Consider the following 19,090-nt stretch of genomic DNA (forward strand, 5'->3'; position numbering starts at 1 on the left):
GCTCGGAGTCAAGAACCCCGATACCGTGGTCTCGGACGATCCGATCGACCCCAGACATCCTTCTCCCTGACCGCTTCGTGGGCCGGTAGGTGGCAGCGGCTCCGAGTGGCGGCACCCACCAGGTCACGCCTACCGGCGAAGAGGGGACACCGGCCGAGGCCAGGAACAGACCCCCTCGCCAGACTCCAAACAGCAGGAACGCCTCAAGATTTCATCTGAGTTGGCGGCTGATGGCAGAGATTGCGCTGGAAGGCATGCTGCGGGGACGGTTGACTGCCGTCGTGAGCGACTACTGGACCCCCGCGCATCAAGCGGTCGAGCAGGAAGACGCAGAAGCCCTGGCCCGCTTGCTGGCCGCTGGTTCCGACCCGGACGAGGTCTTCGGCAACATGACGCTGCTGACGCACGCGATCGACGTCGAGGGTGATGGCTCCCTGCAGAGCGGGCAGCCTTTGAGCGTGCACACCACGGCCGTGTTGCTGGCCTTCGGGGCTGATCCGGAGCTCGCAGCCCCAGACGGCCGCACCCCCATGGACATGGCCGATCATTACGGCCACGACCTGGCGATGAAACTGCTGCAGAGCCACATCAGCAGACGAGCCGCCGATAGCAGATGAGGGTACAGGCGAGGCGGTGCTTGATGCCACGCCCTCGTATCCATCACCGCAGGTGAGAGCAGTCGTAGCCCTCGTCTGCGCGGAGCTTGTGCGGCCCTGCGGCGGGAGCGGATCGGTGGTATGCGCTTCACCAAGGGGATCGGTGCCTGGCTGTCGTGCAGGTTCGTCCCCGACATGCCGAGGGACAGGGGCAGACCCATCCGCTTGGTGATCAAATGGATCTTCGAGCCGTGCTTGCCCCGGTCGGACAGGATTCGCGCCTGCCAGGTCCCCCTTTTCAGGGCCCGCAGGTTCACCGAGTCGATCACGCAGCGGGACCAGTCCAACTCGCCGCGGGAGCCGAGTTCGCCGAGGACAAGACGGTGGAGCTTGGCCCACACCCTGGCCTTCGTCCACTCGGCAAAACGGCGGTGAGCCGTCGTCCCCGACGGATCGAACGACGCAGCGGGCAACTCCCCGGCGGCCGAGCCGGAGCCTGGCCGGGCTGCGGTGACCTTCCTGACCGAGCGTCGCTCAACGCACCTGCCGCCGGACACCCTTCCACTGCCGTCGGTTGCGGTCGAGGTGTCTGTTCAACACCCGCTACATGGACGCCGCCGTGGCCAGGCTCCGAGCCGACGGCTTCGAGGTCTGCGACCAGGATCTCGTTCGGCTGTCCCCGTTCGTGCGGCACCACGTCAACATGCTCGGCCGCTCCTCCTTCACTCTGCCCGAGCTGCCTGGGGGCCTGCGGCCCCTGCGCGGGCCGGACGCCGCCGACGAGTCCTGATCGCGGCGGCTTTAAAGCGGGCGGTCTCCTGCTCGGGGCGGGTTGAGGCTACTGCTTGGAGGAACCACGTCGGGTTGTGGGCGGCCGGGCCCGGGCGGCGGGCGGGCGGCGGTCCGGCTGCAGGGCGTCGCGCAGCGCGGGGGTGAAGAGCCGGACGATTTCATCAGGCGGCATGGATGCGACGGGTTCGAGGCGCAGGAGGTAGCGGGTGACGACGACTCCGGCGACCTGGGTGCAGAAGGCCGCGGCCCTCTTGCGGGCGTCGACGCCTTCGAGGCGCGTCATGAGCCGGGTGATGAGTTCTCGTTCCAGCATCTCGCGGACCAGGTCCGCGAAGGCGGGGTCCTGGGCGATGCTGCCGAGCATGGCTTTGAGCGGGGCGCCGGTGACCGGGCCGTCCCACAGGACCAGCAGGTCGCGCAGGACCCGCTGCGGAAGGGCCGCCGGGTCGCCTTCGAGGGCGCGGGCGATGACGTCGGCGGGGTTGGCGGAGGAGGTGACCGCGGCGCTGAACAGGCCCTTCTTGGAGCCGTAGTAGTAGCTGAGCAGCGCGAGGTCGACGTCGGCCTCGGCGGCGATCTGCCGCATGGTGACGGTGCGGTAACCGTCGGCCAAGAAGCGGCGGCGGGCCGCGGCGAGGATCTGGTCGCGGGTGTCGGGGCTGCCCGTCCTGCGTCCGCGCCTGACGGATTTATTCATCACAGTTGAGATAGTAGTCCGGCGCGAGCGAGTGTGGGCAGGTCAGAATGTTCGGCCAAGGAGACCGCCCCTCATGCTCGACACCCAGTCCACCCCCGATGTCGACGCGCCTCCCGGCGCCGCACGGCCCGGCCTCGTCCTGGCGGTGACCTGTCTCGCGCTGGCCGTGGTGGTCTCCGCGATGGCGTCGCTGAACGTGGCGTTGCCCGACATCGCGACCCGGACGCACGCGACCCAGACACAGCAGTCGTGGATCATCGACGCCTACAGCCTGGTCTTCGCCTCGCTGCTACTGCCCGCCGGAGCGCTCGGCGACCGCTTCGGCCGCCGTCGGGCCCTGATCGCCGGCCTACTGGTCTACGGCGTCGCGTCGGCCGGCGCCGCACTGAGCACCAGCCCGGACATGCTGATCGCGCTGCGCGCGGTGATGGGCGCCGGGGCCGCACTGGTCATGCCCGCCACGCTGTCCACCATCACCAGCACCTTCCCGCGCCGGCAACGGGCCCGCGCAGTCAGCGTCTGGGCGGCCGTCGCCGGTGCCAGCGGCGTGCTCGGCCTGATGGCGTCCGGCATGCTCCTGCAGTCGTGGTCCTGGGCGTCGGTGTTCTGGTTCAACGCCGCCCTGGTCACCGTCGCCCTGGTCGGCACCCTGGTGTTCGTGCCCGAGTCGGCCGAACGCGGCGCTCCACGGCTGGACGTGGTCGGTGCGGTGCTCGCCGCGGGCGGAGTGGCGACCGTCGTCTACGCGGTCATCGAGGCCCCGGTCAACGGCTGGAGCAGCGCGACGACGCTGGGCGGGCTGGGGCTCGGCCTGCTGCTCGTGGTCGGCTTCGTGGTGTGGGAGCTGCGGCAGCGCCACCCGCTGCTGGACCCGCGCCTGTTCCGCAACCGGCGCTTCGCCGCCGGGTCGCTCTCGATCACTCTGCAGTTCTTCGCGCTGTTCGGGTTCATGTTCGTGCTCATGCAGTACCTGCAGCTGCTGCGCGGCGACAGCGCCCTGCAGGCCGCCCTCAGCCTGCTGGCCATGCCGATCGGCATGGTGCCCACCTCACGGCTGAGCCCGCGCCTGTCGGCCCGCTTCGGTGTCCGCGGCCCGTGGACGCTCGGATTGGTCGCTCTGGCCGCCGGACTCGCGATCCTCGCCCAGCTCGGCACGAACAGCTCCTACCTCGCTGTCGCGGCCGGACTCGTGCCACTCGGCGCCGGCCTGGGCCTGGCCATGCCCCCCGCCACCACCGCCATCACCGACGCGCTACCGCGGCAACTGCAGAACGTCGGCTCCGCCGTCAACGACCTCGCCCGCGAACTGGGCGGCGCGCTCGGCATCGCCGTCCTCAGCAGCCTCCTGACCGGCGTCTACCGCGACCACCTCCACCCCGGCGGGGTCCCCGCCCACGTCACCGAGGCGGCCCGCTCCTCCATCGCCGCCGCCACCGCCATCGGCGGCCCCGTCCTCGACCCCGCGCGCACCGCCTTCACCGACGGACTCCACGTCGCCCTGCTGGCCGCCTCCGGCGTCGTCCTCACCGCGGCCCTGGCCGTCGCCGCGCTCCTGGGCCGACGGCGACGCCGCGACGCTGCCGCCTCCGACACCGACTGACCTCGATCACCTGAAACCGAGACCCCCGTCATGCCGCACCCCAACAGCAGCGCCCCGCTGCCAAACTCCCGGCCCGCCTTCACACCCGATGTCGACGTGCTGGTCGTCGGCGCCAGACCCATCGGACTCACCGCCGCCGCAGAAGCCAGACGTCACGGCCTGCGCGTACGGATCGTCGAACGCAGGCCCTCGCGGTCACAGTTCTCCAAGGCCCTGGTCGTCCACGCCCGCACCCTCGAAGTCTTCGCCGCCATGGGCATCGCCGACGCCGTCATCGCGCAGGGCGCACGCTTCACCGCCCTCAACGCACAGATCGGAGGCCCCCGGCACCACACCCGCGTGGACCTGCTCCAACAGCCCTGGGGCGACACCGACTACCCCTACTGGCTGTCCATCCCCCAGTACGCCACCGAGCAGATCCTCGAACGCCACCTCGTCTCGCTGGGCGTCAAGGTCGAATGGTCCACCCCCCTCCACACCGTCACTGACCGCGGCGACCGCGTCGATGCGATCGTCGAAGGCGCCGACGGCAGCACCGAGACCATCCGCTCGCGCTGGCTCATCGGCTGCGACGGATCCCGCAGCCCCGTGCGCGACCAGGCCGGGCTGCGCCTGGACCGGACGGATGCCGGAGCGACCTTCGTGCTCGCCGACGTCAAGACCACCGCCGCGCTCAAGCAGGACGAAGGCCACATGTTCCTCGGCCGCGAACAGCTCCTGCTCATCGTGCCGATGCCCGAACCGGACCGGTGGCGCATCATCGCCCACGTCCCCACCCCGGCCGGCGGCCCGCCCCTCACCGTCGACGCGGCCTACCTCGACGACCTGATTCGGCGCCGCGCCGGGTTCGAGTTCGGCAGCCACGATGTCGTGTGGCAGTCCCAGTTCGATCTGAGCCAGGGCCTGGTGGACCACTACCGCAAGGGGCGGGTGTTCCTCGCCGGCGACGCCGCGCACGTCCACAGCCCCGTCGGCGGACAGGGCCTGAACACCGGCGTTCAGGAAGCGCACAACCTGGCCTGGAAGCTGGCCACCGCCGAGCGTCTCCCGCCGGGCCCGGCGAGCAGGCTCCTCGACAGCTACGAGGCCGAGCGCCGCCCCATAGCCCAGGCGATGGCGAAGGGCACAGTCCGCGCGACCCGAGTGCTGACCACGACGAACCCATTGCTGCACCGCGCCGTCCGAGCCGTCGCACCGCACGTGATCGCCCGCCGCCGGGTGCAAGCGCGGCTCGGCCGGGGCGTCGGCATGCTCGACATCGGCTACCCGGACAGCCCGCTCGCGCGGACCACCACCTCGCCCACCGCCGGCCGCCGCCTGCCCAATCCCCGGCTCGCGCTCGGCGGCCGACTCCACGACAGGTTGAGCCGGAACGGCTACACCTGGATCGTCACCGGCCGCGCCGACGAGCAGGCCCCTGACTCCGCCGCCGCCGCGGAGTGGGGCGACGTCCGCATGGTCTACCTCAACCACCAGGACCTGGCCGAACCTCTCCACGGGCTGGACCGCGTCACCCTGGTGCGGCCCGACGGGCACGTCGCCGCCACCGCGGCGACCGTCGGTGCCATCTGGGCACAACTGCCCGTTCCCGCCCGCCCCCTGCCGCTCAGCCGCACATGAAGACCCAGGCGGACCGGGACCCCTATCGCGCGGCCGCAGCGAAGTCCAACGATCCCCGAGCCCGTGCCCTGCCCGGGCCTTGTAGCGCACCGTGTGAGTGAAGTGCGCGGACGGCATCGCCTGCAGCTGGTCGAACGTCCGTGTCACCGGCAGATCGCCGCCGATCTTGGGGGTGGCGCGTGAGGGCCAGTCCTGGGGGCCGGTCCCCTCGAGCTTGAGCATCAGGCCGCTGGTGGCCGTCGTGTTGATCTTCTTGAAGTTGACCCGTCGTAATCGAAGTGGATCGTGCGGTCGTTCTCCTTCACCTTGCCGCGTATGTAGAGGTCGAAGGAACTGGTGCCCAAGGGGTTGCCGCTGGTGCGCATCCAGATCGTGACGACCTGGATTCCCTTACAGAGGGCGAACCGCGACTTGCACCGCCGCCGGCACCTTCTGCACCTCATCGAGGGCATGGTGCTCACCGGCATGGGCGTCGCGCTGGCTGCCACGAGCGTCGGCCAGGACAAGCCCCTGTACACCGCCGGTGGCGTGCTGCTGGCCCTGGTGTGCTCCTTCGGCACATTCGCCGTCGTCAGGGACGACCGTCGGGAGAAGGCCGCCGCTGAGGCGGGTGCCGGGCCCTGACGTCGATGCGCTGTTTCGCATGCGGCGAGGGGACCGCTTCCACCTGCAGGTACCTACTAGGTACCTACTAGGTACCATAGGGATATGCCATCGCTGAATGTGTCCTTCACCGACGAGGAACTCGAGGGCGTGCGGGCGGCTGCCGCGGCTGAGGGCAAGAGCCTGAAGCAGTACCTGCACGACCTCGGGGTCCGCGAAATGCAACGCAAGCAGTTCGTCGCCGGCGCCGCCGGATGGGCGGACCGGCTTCGGGAGGAGTTCGACGCCACCTTCCCCGACGAGGTACCGCCCGGCCCCCGCGGCAACGAAGTCGCCGCCTGATGCACCTCTACGTGGACGTTTCCTGGCTGCTCGACGTCCAGGAGACCGCGCTCGGTCACGACGACCTCTCCGTCGCCGACTACTCCGCGCTGGTCGCCGCCGTCGCCCGGCACAGGACCCGGCTGCCCACCCTCGCGGCCGCAGACCCCGATGCCGCCTGGCGCGCGGCGGCCCTCATGCACACCATCGTGCGCCTGGAGCCTCTCCCGTACCGCAACAGCCTGTACGCCGCCTTCATCGCCGCTCAGTACATGGACCAGTCCGGTGAGGGTATCGACCCGCCCTACGGAGCCCTGTCCGACCTCGTCCGCAAGATCCGGGACACCGGCATCCGGATCCAGGACGTCGCCGAGCAGCTGCGCGCGTGGAGGGTATAGCGCCTCAGTCCCCAGCGAAGCGGGGCCGCGATCACTCTGCCGCCCAGGCGCCTGGCCCGCAGCCGGAACCGTCGGCCGTGCCGGCCGCTTCCGTCTCACGGGCGGCCTGATCTAGGGGTGGAAGACCCCGCCGGAAATGAGGTGATCAACAAGAAGTCAGGTCTCTATTCTTCCTCCGCATGAGACCACCCGCGTATCCGCCCAAGCTCGTGCCCGGCGACCGCATAGCGGTCATCTCACCCTCCTCCGGTCTCCCGGGCCTCTTCCCACGCCCGTACGAGCTGGGTCTCAAGCGGCTACGTGAAGAGTTCGACCTGGAGCCGGTGGAATACCCCACCACCCGCAAGACGGGCGCCACCTCCAAGGAGCGCGCCGACGACATCCACGCCGCGTTCGCCGACCCGACGATCAAGGCGGTGATGGCCAGCATCGGCGGCGACGACCAGATCACCGTGCTTCCCTTACTGGACCGCGAGTTGATCCGCGCCAACCCCAAGCCCTTCTTCGGCACCAGCGACAACACCAACCTGCTGCTCTTCCTGCGCAACCTGGGCATCGTCGGCTATCACGGCGCCTCCCTGATGACCGAGCTCGGCCGCCCGCACGCGCTCCACCCCCTGACCGCCGACTCCGTGCGCACGGCCCTGTTCACCGCGGGCCCGTACGAGCTCCGCGCCACCGAGCGCTACCGCGACACCGACCGCGACTGGGCCGACCCGGCCACCTTCGCCACAGAACCGGACTCACAGCCCGCCGACGGCTGGATCTGGCACCAGCCCGAGCGCGTCGTCGAGGGCCGAGCCTGGGGTGGCAACCTCGAGGTCCTCTCCTGGCTGCTGATGGCCGACCGCGAGATCGAACGCGACACCACCGCGTACGAGGGCGACGTGCTCTTCCTGGAAACCTCCGAGGAGATGCCGAACGGGGAGGAAGTCTTCCGGATCCTGCGCAGCATGGGCGAGCGGGGCCTCCTGGCCCGCTTCCCCGCTCTGCTGATGGGACGCGCCAAGGCATGGTCCTTCCAGCAGCCGAACAGTATCGAGGCCAGGCGGCGTTACGCCGCGGAGCAGCGCGAGGCGATGCTGCGCGCGTTGGCGGCATACACCCCGCAGACCATGGCGGTCTTCGACGTCGACTTCGGGCACACCGATCCCCAACTGGTCATTCCGTACGGCGGCTTGGTCACAGTGGACGGCCCGGCACGGCGGATCACCGTGAACTACTGACAGCTCCGGACGCCACCGCCCCACTGGCAAGGATCAGGAACAGGCACTGACGCTGCGCTTTAACCGCTGCACCCGATGAGACGCGCGAGTGATTCCGTGGGCCGGCAGAGCCTCAGAGCTGGTGAGAGGTCGGTGACGTGCACGAAGCCGCGAGGTCGGCGGGACACGGTCAGCCGCATAGTCGCCCCTGAGAAACCCGGCGACGTCGGCGATCACCCCCGGGATACTGGTCGCCCATGGATGAGGTCAACGTCGTCTTCGCCCATTCCGAGCGCGCGATCCTGCGCGTCGGCGATGTGTTTCTGAAGGTGGACCCCGATCAGGCGCGCATCGACGTCGAGGTCGAGGCGATGGCCCTCGCGCCAGTCCCGACGCCGGAGGTCCTGTGGCGCAAGCCGCCCGTGCTCGCGCTCGCCGCAATCCCAGGGACGACGCTCGGCCGCCTCGGCGGGCCGTCGACCGCGTCGCCGACGGCATGGGCCGCGGCGGGCGCCGCCATCCGTACGCTGCACGACGCGCCGCTGCCGCCCCGGCCCGGCCGGGCCGGCCGGAGCATCAACGCGCTGGTGGCGGAACTCGACGACGAATGCGACCGGCTTGTGACGAACGGCGTGCTGCCCGCGGACCTCGTCACCCGCAACCGCCAGGTCGCCGAGGCAGCGCTGCGGCCGTGGACTCCGGCGTTCACTCACGGCGACCTGCATCTCGAGCATGTCTTCGTCGACGGCGACGAGGTCACGGGGATCATCGACTGGTCCGAGGCGGGCCAGGGTGATGCCTTGTACGACCTCGCCACCTTCACGCTCGGACATGAGGAGCACCTCGACGACGTCATCGCCGGCTACGGCACTGACATCGACCTCGACGTGATCCACGCGTGGTGGTCGTTGCGGAGCCTGCTGGCGGTTCGCTGGCTGGTCGAGCACGGTTTCGACCCGTTCGCGCCCGGCTGCGAGGTCGACGTACTGAGATCCCGCATGTGAGGCTGCGCGGGCCCGGTACCGCTGCGAATGCGTTCTGACGCATCGAGAAGGCCATCCCTTGGCCGATCGCCTCCCCATACTCTCACCAGAGTGCGGTGCGCAGACGTCGAGCAAGGGCAGGCTGGCCGAGGGCCTGGTCCGGCACTGTCTCGACGCGGGCCTGCCCGGCGCGTGGGTGACTGGCGAGGAGGCCTACGGACAGGACTGGTCCTTCCGCCGCCTGCTCGAACAGCCGAGTAGCGGGCCGGCCAGGCCTACGGCCCGTTCATTCAAGGAGTGCGAACGACGCCCGCTCCTGCCATTCGGCGCCGTCGTACACGATGAGGTCAACTGACGAGACCCGGCACTGGAAGGGGAGTTTGCTGAGGAGGTCGGCCTCGATCTCATCCAGGACTGCATCGTCCTGATGGTCGGCGACGGTCAGATGAGGCACGATCTCGGCGAACTGGCCCCCGTAGGGAGGGGCTTCGGGCCAACGGTCAGCGATCACCTCAGTGAGCCGCTGCAACCGCGTCCCTGGTTCAGGAACGAGATACAGCAGCCCCGGAAACCGCCCGCAGCGCTCAAACCGCAAGTCAAAAGCGCGATACCTGCCGAGCACGTCAGCGAGGGCCGAGCAGACACGGGCATCTATTCGGCTCTCGTCGAGAAACGGGAAGAGCACCGTGATATGTGCGGGTACTCCTGCTCGGGCTGACGGATCGAACCGTTCACGCCATGCGCGGACGGCCGGCTCTGCGGCAGGGATCCTGACGATGAGCCCCGTCTGCCCCGCCTGAAATCTGATGGTGCTGTCGTCTGCCATGACACGGCATGCTGCCATCTCGTTGGCAGACGGCAGCACTCATCATGTGTCCGTGATCAGGAGCGGCCTGACGTCCCTCGACGGACGTGGCAACCCGGTAATGACGGTGGCCGTCCCTGTTCGCCTAGAGACGAGCACCCCTTTGATTCGCCGGAGTCAACGCGCCACCAACGCCGAGACCCGACCCGACCGCGGAAAGAGCTGCAGGTGTGAGCCATCTCGCTCACGGGCGGCCGAAGAGGCTGGAGGTCTCGGTGGCTCCGCCGGTACCGGGAAGTAGCTTCGAGGTGCCAGAGCATTGGCGGTTAGCGGGTTACCGCGGTGAGGGTGGGCACCTTCCACCCCGCTTCCGCCCCCAATCGTGGTGAGCATCATGATGTGGGGAGGGATCTGTTCCGCTAGCTTCAGTCCGTGACTGCTTCTCAACTTCCCTAACTACAAGGGGACATCCGCGGACTTCGCCCGCGTTCTGTTCGGGCCCCAGGCCGAGCAGATCCACGAGCCTTGGAGGCGCCTGTTCAGCGGGGCCCAGTTCGGCTTCCAGGAAGGTCTGAGCCCACTGGAGCGTACGGCGCTCTCCTACGAGCGACTGCGTTGATCCATCAGGCCGTACCGGATCCGGTCGGCCTGGCCACGGACATGGAGTCAGTCATGGCGCCGGCCGGCCGTGAGCAGGACGGCCGGCGGCCGCCCCCGGCCGGCGCAGGCGAGGGAATCCTGGTCGTCAGTCCGCCTCGGGACCAGCCCGAGGGACGCCGAGACCGCACGCGAGCAGGGCGGCGACCACCCGCGAAGCGTCCGGCACACACAGCGTGCCGCCGGAATCGGGTGAGGTGGTCGGGAAAACTATTTCGCCGCACGGGAACTGACGTTCTGTTACAGTCCGATCGCCGCCCCGGCGGCGGCGATCACGGCTCGAACAGGGCTCTCGGGGGGTTCACTTGTCTGAGTACCGTCATGCCCGCTGCCGGCGGGTCCGCAGCCTGCTCGCCGCGCTGGCAGTCCTCACTGCCACGCTCGCCACCGGCGCACCGACCGCGCACGCGGCCGAGCCGGGCGAGCCGTCCGACATCGCCGTCAGACTTCCGTCCAGCACCTACTCGCGCATGCTGGTCGACCAGGCCCGCCAACGGGTCTATGTGACCACGGGCTCGCTCAACGCGACCGTGCACGCACTGCTGGTGTACGACTTCGACGGCAACCTGCTGCGGACCGTCAAGACCGAAGCCCTCATCAACCCGGGTGCGATGATGCTCTCCGCGGACGGCAGCATCCTCTACGTCGGCGTGGCCGACTACATCCTGATCTTCAACCCCGACACCTTCGCCTACATCGGCGGTGGATGGGTGCGCAGCGACTTCTTCAAGGGGAAGTGCGCCGGTGACATCGTGGCGACCGGCAGCACGCTCAGGTTCACCCGGATGACCAGCCAGTCCGCCGCGACGGACTGCGCCACCGAACCTCAGGCGCTCTACAGCGGTGCTCTGACGGGCGGCAGCTACACCGAGAGCATCTCGAGCGAAGTCGACCCGAAGATCGCCGTCTCCCCCGCCGGCGACAAGATCGTCGAGGCGTACGCCTTCCCCAGCTCCGGGACCAAGCTGGCCGTCGGCGTGTGGGACGCGACCAAGCCGACCCTCAGCCGGTCGGCCGTGCACGGGTTCGCCGGACCGGACGACCCGACGACGGTGCCGCGGGACGTGGCGGTGAGCCCTGACGGCGCCCTCGCCCTGGTAGCGGCCGGGGTGTCGGGCACCAAGACGCTGTCCACCACCGACCTGAGCGAAGTGACGCCCGGATACGGGCCGCTGCCCGACGGCACCAGCTCGAGGGCGGTCGCGTTCAGCCCGGACGGCTCCCTCCTCGCGCGCGGCGGCGCGGCTGACGGCACCGCGGCCGACCTCCTGGTCCAGCGCGCCGACCCCGCCCGGGGCGACACGCCTCGCGAGTACGTCTTCACCGACGCTCAGAACGGCGGCGACCGTGTGGCCGACCGCGGAACGGCCTTCAGCGCCGACGGCTCCCGCCTGTTCGCCATGACCACCGACGCCGCCGGGGACGCGTACTGGCTGCACGTCATCAGCAACCCCGACGCGCGCTACCACTCCTCCTTCGACACCCCGCTGACCGCGCAGCCCGGAACCCCTTACGCCGGCCAGGCCGTGCAGATCTCCGGCCGACTGCAGATGAACGGACCCGCGCCCAGCACGCCCGTACAGGTGACCGCGGTACGGCACGACTCCGACGGCGACCACGCGGTGCCCCCGGCCACCGTCGGCTCGGACGGCACGTTCACCCTGGAGGACACTCCGACCGTCACCGGGCAGGCCACCTACACCGTCTCCTTCGCCGGCGACTCCGCGCACAACCCCGCCAAGGACGCCACGCTCGCCGTGGACGTGGCCAAGGCGCCCACCGACCTGGCCCTCGACGCGCCCACCGCGGCGACCACCTCGGGTGTGGAGATCCACGGCTCCCTGACCACGCCGGGGGCCGCGCTGCCGGCCGGCACCACCGTCGACGTGAGCAGGGTGACGAAGAAGGGCCTCGTCGACCTGCCCGCCGTCACCGTCGGGTCCGACGGCTCCTTCACGGTGGACGACGTACCGTCCGCCAAGGGCAGCACCCTCTACACGGTCTCCTACGCCGGAGACGCGCTGCACGAGGCGTCAGCGGACTATGTGATCGTCGACGTCACCAAGTGAACCCAGGCTCGGGCCGACCAGCCCACGGCGGAGTTGAGTAGAGGCGACAGCACCCGGCCGACAGAGCCCGGGCCAGGCTCCGGCGGCCGGCTGGTGCGCGCGGCAACCGCGGTGCGCCGTCCGACGACGAACCCGCCGCGCGACCACAGTGGGCCCGGTCACCCGGTGTTCGCCAGTGCCGCCGCGGCGGCCGCGGCGGCACTGTTCGTGACCGGGCTGCACCACAGACCGCCCGGCCCCGACCGGGCGCCGCACGCCTTGGGGCACCCTGCGGTGCTCCGCCGTCCGGGCCCGGCGCACCCTCACCAATTGGTGGTCCAGGCTCTGATGGGGCGGTACCCCGTTGGAGGGTCAGCGCGCCAACACATCCGGGAAGCCGAACGTCGCGGCCAGTGCGGGATCGTGGAACTTGATCACGTGGGAGACGCCGGCGGCGGTGGGGGCCAGCACCACCACACCGTCGGCTCGGAGCGCGCCGTCCGCCTCCCTGTGGTAGACGACAGCGGCGGGTTGGCCATTGGCCGCGGTGGCGATCATCCGCCAGTCGCCCGGTGTGCCCAGCACGTACGCGTCGAGCATGTGGATGCACATCGCCCGGCCCGCCTGCCAATCGCGGAACGGCGTCGCCTCCAGCCTGGCATCCGTGCGTAGCACCTGTTCCAGCAGGCCGGCGTCCGAGCGTTCGAAGGCTGCGATGTAGGCGTCGAGAAGCGCGCGTGCCCGATGGTCGGTCGGGGCAAGCAGACTCTCGGGCTCCGCCTCCAGTTCGTCCAGCCGGGCACGGGCACGCTGCAGACCGCTCTTGACCGCAGCCGTGGTGGTGCCGAGGATCTCCGCGGTCTCGGCCGTCGAGAACGCCAGCACCTCGCGCAGGATGAGGATCGCGCGTTGGCGAGCGGGCAAGTGCTGCAGGCAGGCGATGAGCGCCAGCCGCAGCGACTCGCGTTCGACCGCCACCGCAGCCGGATCAGCTGCGGGCGGGGCGATCCATGCGTCGGGCAGCGGTTCCAGCCACGAGACCTCTCCCGGCGCAACGGACCTGGGCGGCCGATCAGGTCCGTCGTACGGGCCTGCCAGACCCGAGGGCAGCACCCGGATCGGGCGAGGCTGTAACGCCTTCAGGCAGACGTTGGTGGCAATCTTGTAGAGCCAGGACCGGATCGACGCCCGGCCCTCGAATCCGGAGTAGGACCGCCACGCCCGCAGATAGGTTTCCTGCACCAAGTCCTCGGCCTCGTGAGCCGAGCCGATCATGCGGTAGCAGTGCGCCAACAACTCCCGTCGGAACCGCTCCGTCTCGGCAGTGAACCGGTCTTGCATCTACGTCAACTCCGGCCGTGGAATTTCCAGTGTGCGGTGCCAGCGACCCGGGTCTTCTCAGGGCAGCAGGGCCATTTTGCCGACAGTGGCCCTGGCTTCCAGTGCCGTCAGCGCTTTCGCACCGTCGGCCAGTTCGTACACAGTGGGCAGGCCCGGGGCGAGCACGCCGGCAGTGATCAGCGCGGCCAGCTCGCCCATCAGCTCGCCGAAGATCTGCGGTGCCGCCTGGATCAGCACGCCGATATTCAGGCCGATGATGTGGACCTGGTGCTTGTACACCAGCTCCCAGTTGGTGACAGGGGCTTCGCCGCCCGCCACGCCGTAGACGACGACACGGCCGGTGACCCGCTTGGCCGCGGCCAGGCTGGCGGCGAAGGTGGCGCCGCCGGCCGACTCCAGAACCACATCGACGCCGGAACCGCAGGTCAGCTCCGTCACCTCGGCGACGAGGTCTCCGCCGCGGGAGTCCAGGACGTGGTCGGCTCCCAGTGCCAGCACGGTCCTGTGCTTGGCAGGGGAGGCCGTGGCGATGACCGTCGCACCGTAGTGCTTGGCCATGCGCACCGCAGCCTGGCCGGTCGCGCCCGCCGCGGCGTGGATCAGCACGACGTGCCCGGCAGCGACGCCGCCCAGGGGCTTGAGCGCGGCCAGCGCGGTGGGCCAGTTCACGACCAGCCCCAGGGCCTGCTGCTCGGTCCAGCCCGAAGGCACCGGCACCGCCGCAGCCGCGGGCAGGACCATGTATTCGGCGAAAGCGCCGGTCCCGACGCCGACGACACGGGCCCCCGGCCGCGGGCCGGTCACCCCCTCGCCCACGGCGACAACCTCACCGGCGCCCTCGAAACCCGCCCTGTACGGTGGCCGCGGGCCGTCCAGGAACGCGCCGTGGGCCTTCGAGATGTCGGCGAAGTTGACCCCGGCGGCGGTGACGCGGATCAGGACCTCGCCCCGGCCGGGGCTCGGCACCGGGGCGTCGGTGATCAGGCGCATGGCCTGCGGACCGTCGAGGGACGTCTGCTGCAGCGCGCGCATGGTCGCGGGAATGCTCATCGGCGATCAGGCCTTCTTTCTCGGCGTACATGAGAGAGATCGACCAGCCCGTCGTGCGGGCCGCGCCTCCCACCATGTAGATCCCGGCCACCACGAAAAGGAATCGACCGGCACCACCTTCACGGTCGCCCGGGGTGAAACCCGGTCCTCTTGAGCCGGCGGGTCCCGGACGGCGCGCCCTAGGCGACATCTTCCGACGGCTCGTCCGCGCCGCCACCGTGCGCCGCCAGTTCGCCTCCTGACCGAGTCCGTCGTGGCGAGAGTCTGGCGCCCCCTCATTGAACAAGGGATACTGCATACAATACTCGTGAGGAGGGGCCGCTCATGTTGTTCCGGCAGCTCGAGTACTTCGTGGCGGTGGCCAGGGAAAAGCACTTCGCCCGGGCGGCGGACGCGTGCTGCGTCTCGCAGCCGGCGCTGTCGACCGCCATCGCCAAGCTGGAGCGGGAACTCAAGGTCACGTTGATCCACCGCGGCCGCAATTTCGAGGGCCTGACGCCCGAGGGCGAACGGCTCGTCATGTGGGCCAAGCGCATCCTCGCCGAACACGACGCGCTCAAGGCCGAGGTCGCCGTGATGCAGTCCGGCATCACGGGGACGCTCAGGCTCGGGACGGGCCCTACCGTCTCGACGACGGCCGGGCTCCCGGTGGCCGCGTTCTGTGCGATGCACCCCCTCGCCCGGGTGAAGGTCTGCTCCAGGCTGTCCTCCGCCGAACTGGTCCGGCAGCTGCGGGACTTCGAACTGGACGCCGCGATCGCCCACTTCGGGCCCGACGACCGTGAGTCCCTGGAGCTGCTGCCGCTGTACGAGGAGAAGTACGTACTGCTGGTGTCCGGCGAACACCTGGTGTCCGCGCAGCCCACCATCACCTGGGCCGAGGCGGCACGGCTCCCCCTGGCGCTGCTGACGCCCGACATGAGGTTCCGCCAGTTCATCGACGACGCCTTCGCCGACTGCGGTGCGGTGGCGGCCCCGCAGGTCGAGACGGACTCGGTCGCCTCCCTCTGCGCGCACGTGGCAACCGGAACCTGGGCGAGCATCGTGCCGCACACCTGGCTGACCTCGATGCCCCTGGCCCCCGGCACCAGGGCCGTGCGGCTGGTCGAGCCGGACGCCGACGCACAGATCTCGGTGGCGATCCACGCGGCGACGCCGGGTTCGGTCGCCGCGCGGGCCTTCCTGAACGTGGTGGCCGGGCTCTCCCTTGACGAGGTCTTCCCACCCGAACTGCCGGAACGAGCCGCAGTGCAGGAACACGCGGAACTGCCAAAGCCGCGGGCGCTCCCGGAGCCGGCCGTGCTCGTCCGCGGGGCGCGCTGATGTGGGGGTCGGCCGCGCGGGAGTGGCGGGAAGCGCTCTCCCGACGCCGCTCTCACCGGTGCCGGAAGCGAAGGGGGCTTCCACCCCCGTATCGATAAACGCCGTGAATCGGCTGGTTGGCGAAAGATCTTGGACTCATCGGCCCTTCCGCGCCGATGGTGAAGAGCACCCGCAGCACGAACTTGGCGACGCGCTAGGAAGGATCCGGACCATGACGGACGTTGTCACGCAGGACACCGGGGCGGAGGGCGCCGAAGAACCGGCCGCCCTGACCGACGGTATCCATCTGGTCGTCGACGCGCTGAAGCTCAACGGAGTCGAGAACATCTACGGTGTCGTGGGCATCCCGATCACCGACCTGGCGCGGCTCGCCCAGGCGTCGGGAATCCGCTACATCGGCTTCCGGCACGAGAGCGACGCCGCTCACGCGGCGGCCGCGGCCGGCTTCCTCACCCAGCGGCCCGGCATATGCCTGACGGTGTCGGCGCCGGGCTTCCTCAACGGTCTCGTAGGACTCGCCAACGCCACCACCAACTGTTTCCCGATGGTGCAGATCTCCGGCTCCAGCGAGCGCCACATCGTCGACCTCCAGCGGGGCGACTACGAGGAGATGGACCAGCTGTCGGCCGCCAAGCAGTTCGCCAAGGCCGCCTTCCGCGTGTCCCGTGCCGAGGACATCGGGCGCGGTATCGCCCGCGCCATCCGTACGGCGATCTCCGGCCGGCCCGGCGGCGTCTACCTGGACATCCCGGCGGCCGTGCTCGGTGAGATCATCGACGCGGAGAAGGGTGCCGCCTCCCTGTGGGAGCTCGTCGACCCGGCGCCGCGTCAGCTGCCCGAACCGGCGGCCGTGGACCGGGCCATCGACCTGCTCGCGGGTGCCGAGCGGCCGCTGGTCGTGCTCGGCAAGGGCGCCGCGTACGCGCGCGCGGACGAATCGATCCGCGAGTTCGTCGAGTCCACGGGCATCCCCTACGTACCGATGTCGATGGCCAAGGGCCTGCTGCCCGACGACCACCCGCAGTCGGCGGCCACCTCGCGCTCCCTCGCACTGAAGCGGGCGGACGTCGTCATGCTCGTCGGCGCGCGCCTCAACTGGCTGCTCGGGCACGGCGACGCGCCCCAGTGGAACCCGAACGCCAGGTTCGTCCAGGTCGACATCGCGGCCAACGAGATGGACAGCAACCAGCCCATCGCGGCCCCGCTCGTCGGTGACATCGGTTCCGTGATGGACGCGCTGGTCGAGCGCAGCAAGCCGGGCCGGATCAGCGCGCCGACGCGGTGGCGGGAGGAACTCTCCGCCAAGTCGGAGCAGAACGTGGCCAAGATGGCCAAGCGCCTGGAGGCCGCGAAGACGGCGCACCCGATGAAGTTCCTGGGCGCCCTGCAGGCCGTCCGCGACGTCCTGGAGGAGAACCCGCGCGCCTACGTGGTCAACGAGGGCGCCAACGCCCTTGACCTGACGCGCAACACGATCGGCATGAAGGTGCCGCGCCACCGCCTGGACAGCGGCACCTGGGGCGTGATGGGCATCGGCATGGGATACGCGATCGCCACCGCCGTGGAGACCGGCGAGCCGGTCGTCGCCATCGAGGGCGACAGCGCCTTCGGGTTCAGCGGCATGGAGATCGAGGTGATCTGCCGCTACAACCTGCCCGTCGTCACCGTCGTCCTCAACAACAGCGGTGTCTACCGTGGTGACGAGGCCTCCCCCAACGGCGACCCGGCGCCCACGTACCTGAAGGCCCGCCACGACCTCATGATCGAGGCGTTCGGCGGCAAGGGCTACCAGGCCACCACCCCCGACGAGGTCGCCGCCGCGCTGCGCGAGGCCCTGGCGGCGGGCGTGCCGGCACTCATCGACTGTGTGATCGACCCCGCGGACGGCACGGAGAGCGGAAACATCTCGCACCTCAACCCCAAGGGGCTCACGGCCAAGCGCTGACGCGCCGGCCTCCTCTCACCGGCGTCGGGGACGCCGCGCACCGGCCGCGCGGCGTCCCCGACGCCATTCCGCTCCGTGTTACACCGAGACCCTGCACGTGCACCGCACTCCCCCACCCTGTTGGAGATTGGTGACCCATGACCCAGACCAGTACGCCCACGGCGGCCGAGGCCCTGGACATCCTCCTGACCGGCAACCGGCGCTTCGTCGACGGAGCCCCGCAGCACCCCAACCAGAACGCCGCGCACCGTGCCTCGCTGGCGCCCGCCCAGCATCCCTTCGCCGTGCTCTTCGGCTGCTCCGACTCACGCCTGGCCGCGGAGATCATCTTCGACCGGGGCCTTGGAGACCTGTTCGTCGTGCGCACCGCCGGCCACGTCATGGGGCCCGAGGTGCTCGGAAGCATCGAGTACGGCGTCGTCCAACTCGGCTGCCCCCTCGTGGTGGTGCTCGGACACGACGCCTGCGGCGCCATCCGGGCCGCACACGGCGTCCTCGACGACGGCCTGACCCCGTCCGGCTATGTGCGCGACGTCGTCGAACGTGTGACGTCCAGCGTGCTCGCCGCACGGGCGGCGGGGCTCAGCGAGGAGCCCGACATCGTGGACGAGCACGTACGGCACACCGTGGACCTGCTGCTCGACCGCTCACCCGCCCTGGCGAAGGGCGGCACCGCGGTCGTCGGCCTCTCCTACCACCTCGACGACGGACAGGTCCGGCTGGTCACCACCCGCGGCCTGGACGGCCGGGAGGACGGCGCCAAGGCCGCCTGACCGCCCGGACGTCCCCACGGCACCACACGACCGCGCCCCGGCCCCCTCACCAAGGGGGCCGGGGCGCGGTCGTGCTCCCGGCTCCTGTCGGGGCCGGTGGACAGCTATGTCTCCCGGGACTTCCGCAGCACTCCCGCGCCCATGACCACCACCGGGTGCAGGTCGTCCGCCTCGGCGTCCACCAACTCCAGCAGCCGGGCCCGCATCCGCGGGTCCCAGAACCGCTCGATGTGACCCGCCAGCATCTCGGCGGCCTGATCGGCGGGCACATGGGCGAAGTTCACGGCGATCTGGTTCGCCATCCGCTGCTCGGACGGCACGAGGGCGGTCATC

Annotated in this window: 17 protein-coding genes and 2 pseudogenes; 13 read left to right on the top strand and 6 right to left on the bottom strand. The window is 70.1% G+C overall.

Going from position 1 to position 19,090, the window contains the following annotated elements; genetic code table 11:
- Positions 1-230: 230 nt before the first annotated feature.
- Positions 231-617, top strand: a complete 387-nt coding sequence (locus ACIPM1_RS30160; RefSeq protein ID WP_402439960.1) for an ankyrin repeat domain-containing protein — start codon at positions 231-233, stop codon at positions 615-617.
- A gap of 46 nt (positions 618-663) precedes the next feature.
- Here the strand turns inward: ACIPM1_RS30160 and ACIPM1_RS30165 are convergent.
- A pseudogene (locus tag ACIPM1_RS30165) lies at positions 664-1,129 on the bottom strand (transposase); the annotation flags it as partial.
- A 41-nt stretch (positions 1,130-1,170) separates the two neighbouring features.
- Here ACIPM1_RS30165 and ACIPM1_RS30170 point away from each other — a divergent pair.
- Positions 1,171-1,386: pseudogene (locus ACIPM1_RS30170) on the top strand (Tn3 family transposase); the annotation flags it as partial.
- Between the two features lie 48 nt (positions 1,387-1,434).
- On the opposite strand, the gene ACIPM1_RS30175 reads toward ACIPM1_RS30170, so the two are convergent.
- A complete protein-coding gene (locus ACIPM1_RS30175) occupies positions 1,435-2,085 on the bottom strand; it encodes a TetR family transcriptional regulator (RefSeq protein ID WP_402439963.1) in 651 nt (216 codons plus the stop codon).
- 73 nt (positions 2,086-2,158) lie between these two features.
- Here ACIPM1_RS30175 and ACIPM1_RS30180 point away from each other — a divergent pair, with 73 nt between their 5' ends.
- From ACIPM1_RS30180 to ACIPM1_RS30210, 7 genes are all read left to right on the top strand, one after another.
- Positions 2,159-3,685, top strand: coding sequence for an MFS transporter (locus ACIPM1_RS30180; RefSeq protein WP_402439965.1), 1,527 nt, complete (start codon positions 2,159-2,161; stop codon positions 3,683-3,685).
- A 30-nt stretch (positions 3,686-3,715) separates the two neighbouring features.
- Positions 3,716-5,305, top strand: coding sequence for an FAD-dependent monooxygenase (locus tag ACIPM1_RS30185; RefSeq protein WP_402439968.1), 1,590 nt, complete (start codon positions 3,716-3,718; stop codon positions 5,303-5,305).
- A gap of 336 nt (positions 5,306-5,641) precedes the next feature.
- Positions 5,642-5,929, top strand: a complete 288-nt coding sequence (locus tag ACIPM1_RS30190) for a hypothetical protein (RefSeq protein WP_402439970.1) — start codon at positions 5,642-5,644, stop codon at positions 5,927-5,929.
- 84 nt (positions 5,930-6,013) lie between these two features.
- Complete coding sequence (locus ACIPM1_RS30195) at positions 6,014-6,250, top strand: hypothetical protein (RefSeq protein WP_356194882.1); 237 nt, start codon at positions 6,014-6,016, stop codon at positions 6,248-6,250.
- Entirely contained in the window at positions 6,250-6,627 is a 378-nt protein-coding gene (locus ACIPM1_RS30200; RefSeq protein ID WP_402439974.1) for a toxin Doc, read from the top strand. The genes ACIPM1_RS30195 and ACIPM1_RS30200 overlap by 1 nt, the downstream gene beginning before the upstream one ends.
- Positions 6,628-6,806: 179 nt before the next feature.
- Complete coding sequence (locus ACIPM1_RS30205; protein WP_402439975.1) at positions 6,807-7,853, top strand: S66 peptidase family protein; 1,047 nt, start codon at positions 6,807-6,809, stop codon at positions 7,851-7,853.
- Positions 7,854-8,089: 236 nt separating this feature from the next.
- Positions 8,090-8,836, top strand: coding sequence for a phosphotransferase family protein (locus tag ACIPM1_RS30210; protein WP_402439977.1), 747 nt, complete (start codon positions 8,090-8,092; stop codon positions 8,834-8,836).
- Positions 8,837-9,101: 265 nt separating this feature from the next.
- On the opposite strand, the gene ACIPM1_RS30215 is transcribed toward ACIPM1_RS30210, so the two are convergent.
- Positions 9,102-9,641, bottom strand: a complete 540-nt coding sequence (locus ACIPM1_RS30215; protein ID WP_402439980.1) for a 2'-5' RNA ligase family protein — start codon at positions 9,639-9,641, stop codon at positions 9,102-9,104.
- Between the two features lie 941 nt (positions 9,642-10,582).
- Between ACIPM1_RS30215 and ACIPM1_RS30220 the strand changes: the two genes are divergently transcribed.
- On the top strand, positions 10,583-12,346 hold the full coding sequence (locus tag ACIPM1_RS30220) for an Ig-like domain repeat protein (RefSeq protein WP_402439983.1): 1,764 nt from the start codon (positions 10,583-10,585) through the stop codon (positions 12,344-12,346).
- A 351-nt stretch (positions 12,347-12,697) separates the two neighbouring features.
- Here the strand turns inward: ACIPM1_RS30220 and ACIPM1_RS30225 are convergent, their stop codons facing one another.
- Both ACIPM1_RS30225 and ACIPM1_RS30230 read right to left on the bottom strand, forming a co-directional pair.
- Positions 12,698-13,666 carry an RNA polymerase subunit sigma-70 gene (locus ACIPM1_RS30225; protein ID WP_402439985.1) on the bottom strand — a complete coding sequence of 323 codons (969 nt, stop codon included), beginning with the start codon at positions 13,664-13,666 and terminating at the stop codon, positions 12,698-12,700.
- A gap of 57 nt (positions 13,667-13,723) precedes the next feature.
- Entirely contained in the window at positions 13,724-14,716 is a 993-nt protein-coding gene (locus ACIPM1_RS30230; protein WP_402439988.1) for a zinc-binding dehydrogenase, read from the bottom strand.
- A gap of 324 nt (positions 14,717-15,040) precedes the next feature.
- Here ACIPM1_RS30230 and ACIPM1_RS30235 point away from each other — a divergent pair, with 324 nt between their 5' ends.
- The 3 genes from ACIPM1_RS30235 to ACIPM1_RS30245 all read left to right on the top strand — a co-directional run bounded on the left by ACIPM1_RS30235 (position 15,041) and on the right by ACIPM1_RS30245 (position 18,757).
- The gene (locus ACIPM1_RS30235) at positions 15,041-16,039 is read left to right on the top strand and encodes a LysR family transcriptional regulator (protein WP_402439991.1); all 999 of its coding nucleotides are present in this window, start codon (positions 15,041-15,043) and stop codon (positions 16,037-16,039) included.
- A 211-nt stretch (positions 16,040-16,250) separates the two neighbouring features.
- A complete protein-coding gene (gene oxc / locus ACIPM1_RS30240; protein ID WP_402439994.1) occupies positions 16,251-17,984 on the top strand; it encodes an oxalyl-CoA decarboxylase in 1,734 nt (577 codons plus the stop codon).
- Positions 17,985-18,121: 137 nt separating this feature from the next.
- Positions 18,122-18,757 carry a carbonic anhydrase gene (locus ACIPM1_RS30245; RefSeq protein WP_402439997.1) on the top strand — a complete coding sequence of 212 codons (636 nt, stop codon included), beginning with the start codon at positions 18,122-18,124 and terminating at the stop codon, positions 18,755-18,757.
- A 104-nt stretch (positions 18,758-18,861) separates the two neighbouring features.
- Here the strand turns inward: ACIPM1_RS30245 and ACIPM1_RS30250 are convergent, their stop codons facing one another.
- The gene (locus tag ACIPM1_RS30250) at positions 18,862-19,089 is read right to left on the bottom strand and encodes a formate dehydrogenase subunit delta (RefSeq protein WP_402440000.1); all 228 of its coding nucleotides are present in this window, start codon (positions 19,087-19,089) and stop codon (positions 18,862-18,864) included.
- Position 19,090: the final 1 nt, after the last annotated feature.

Origin of the sequence: Streptomyces sp. NPDC086766, from assembly GCF_044746005.1 — a bacterium.
GTDB lineage: Bacteria > Actinomycetota > Actinomycetes > Streptomycetales > Streptomycetaceae > Streptomyces.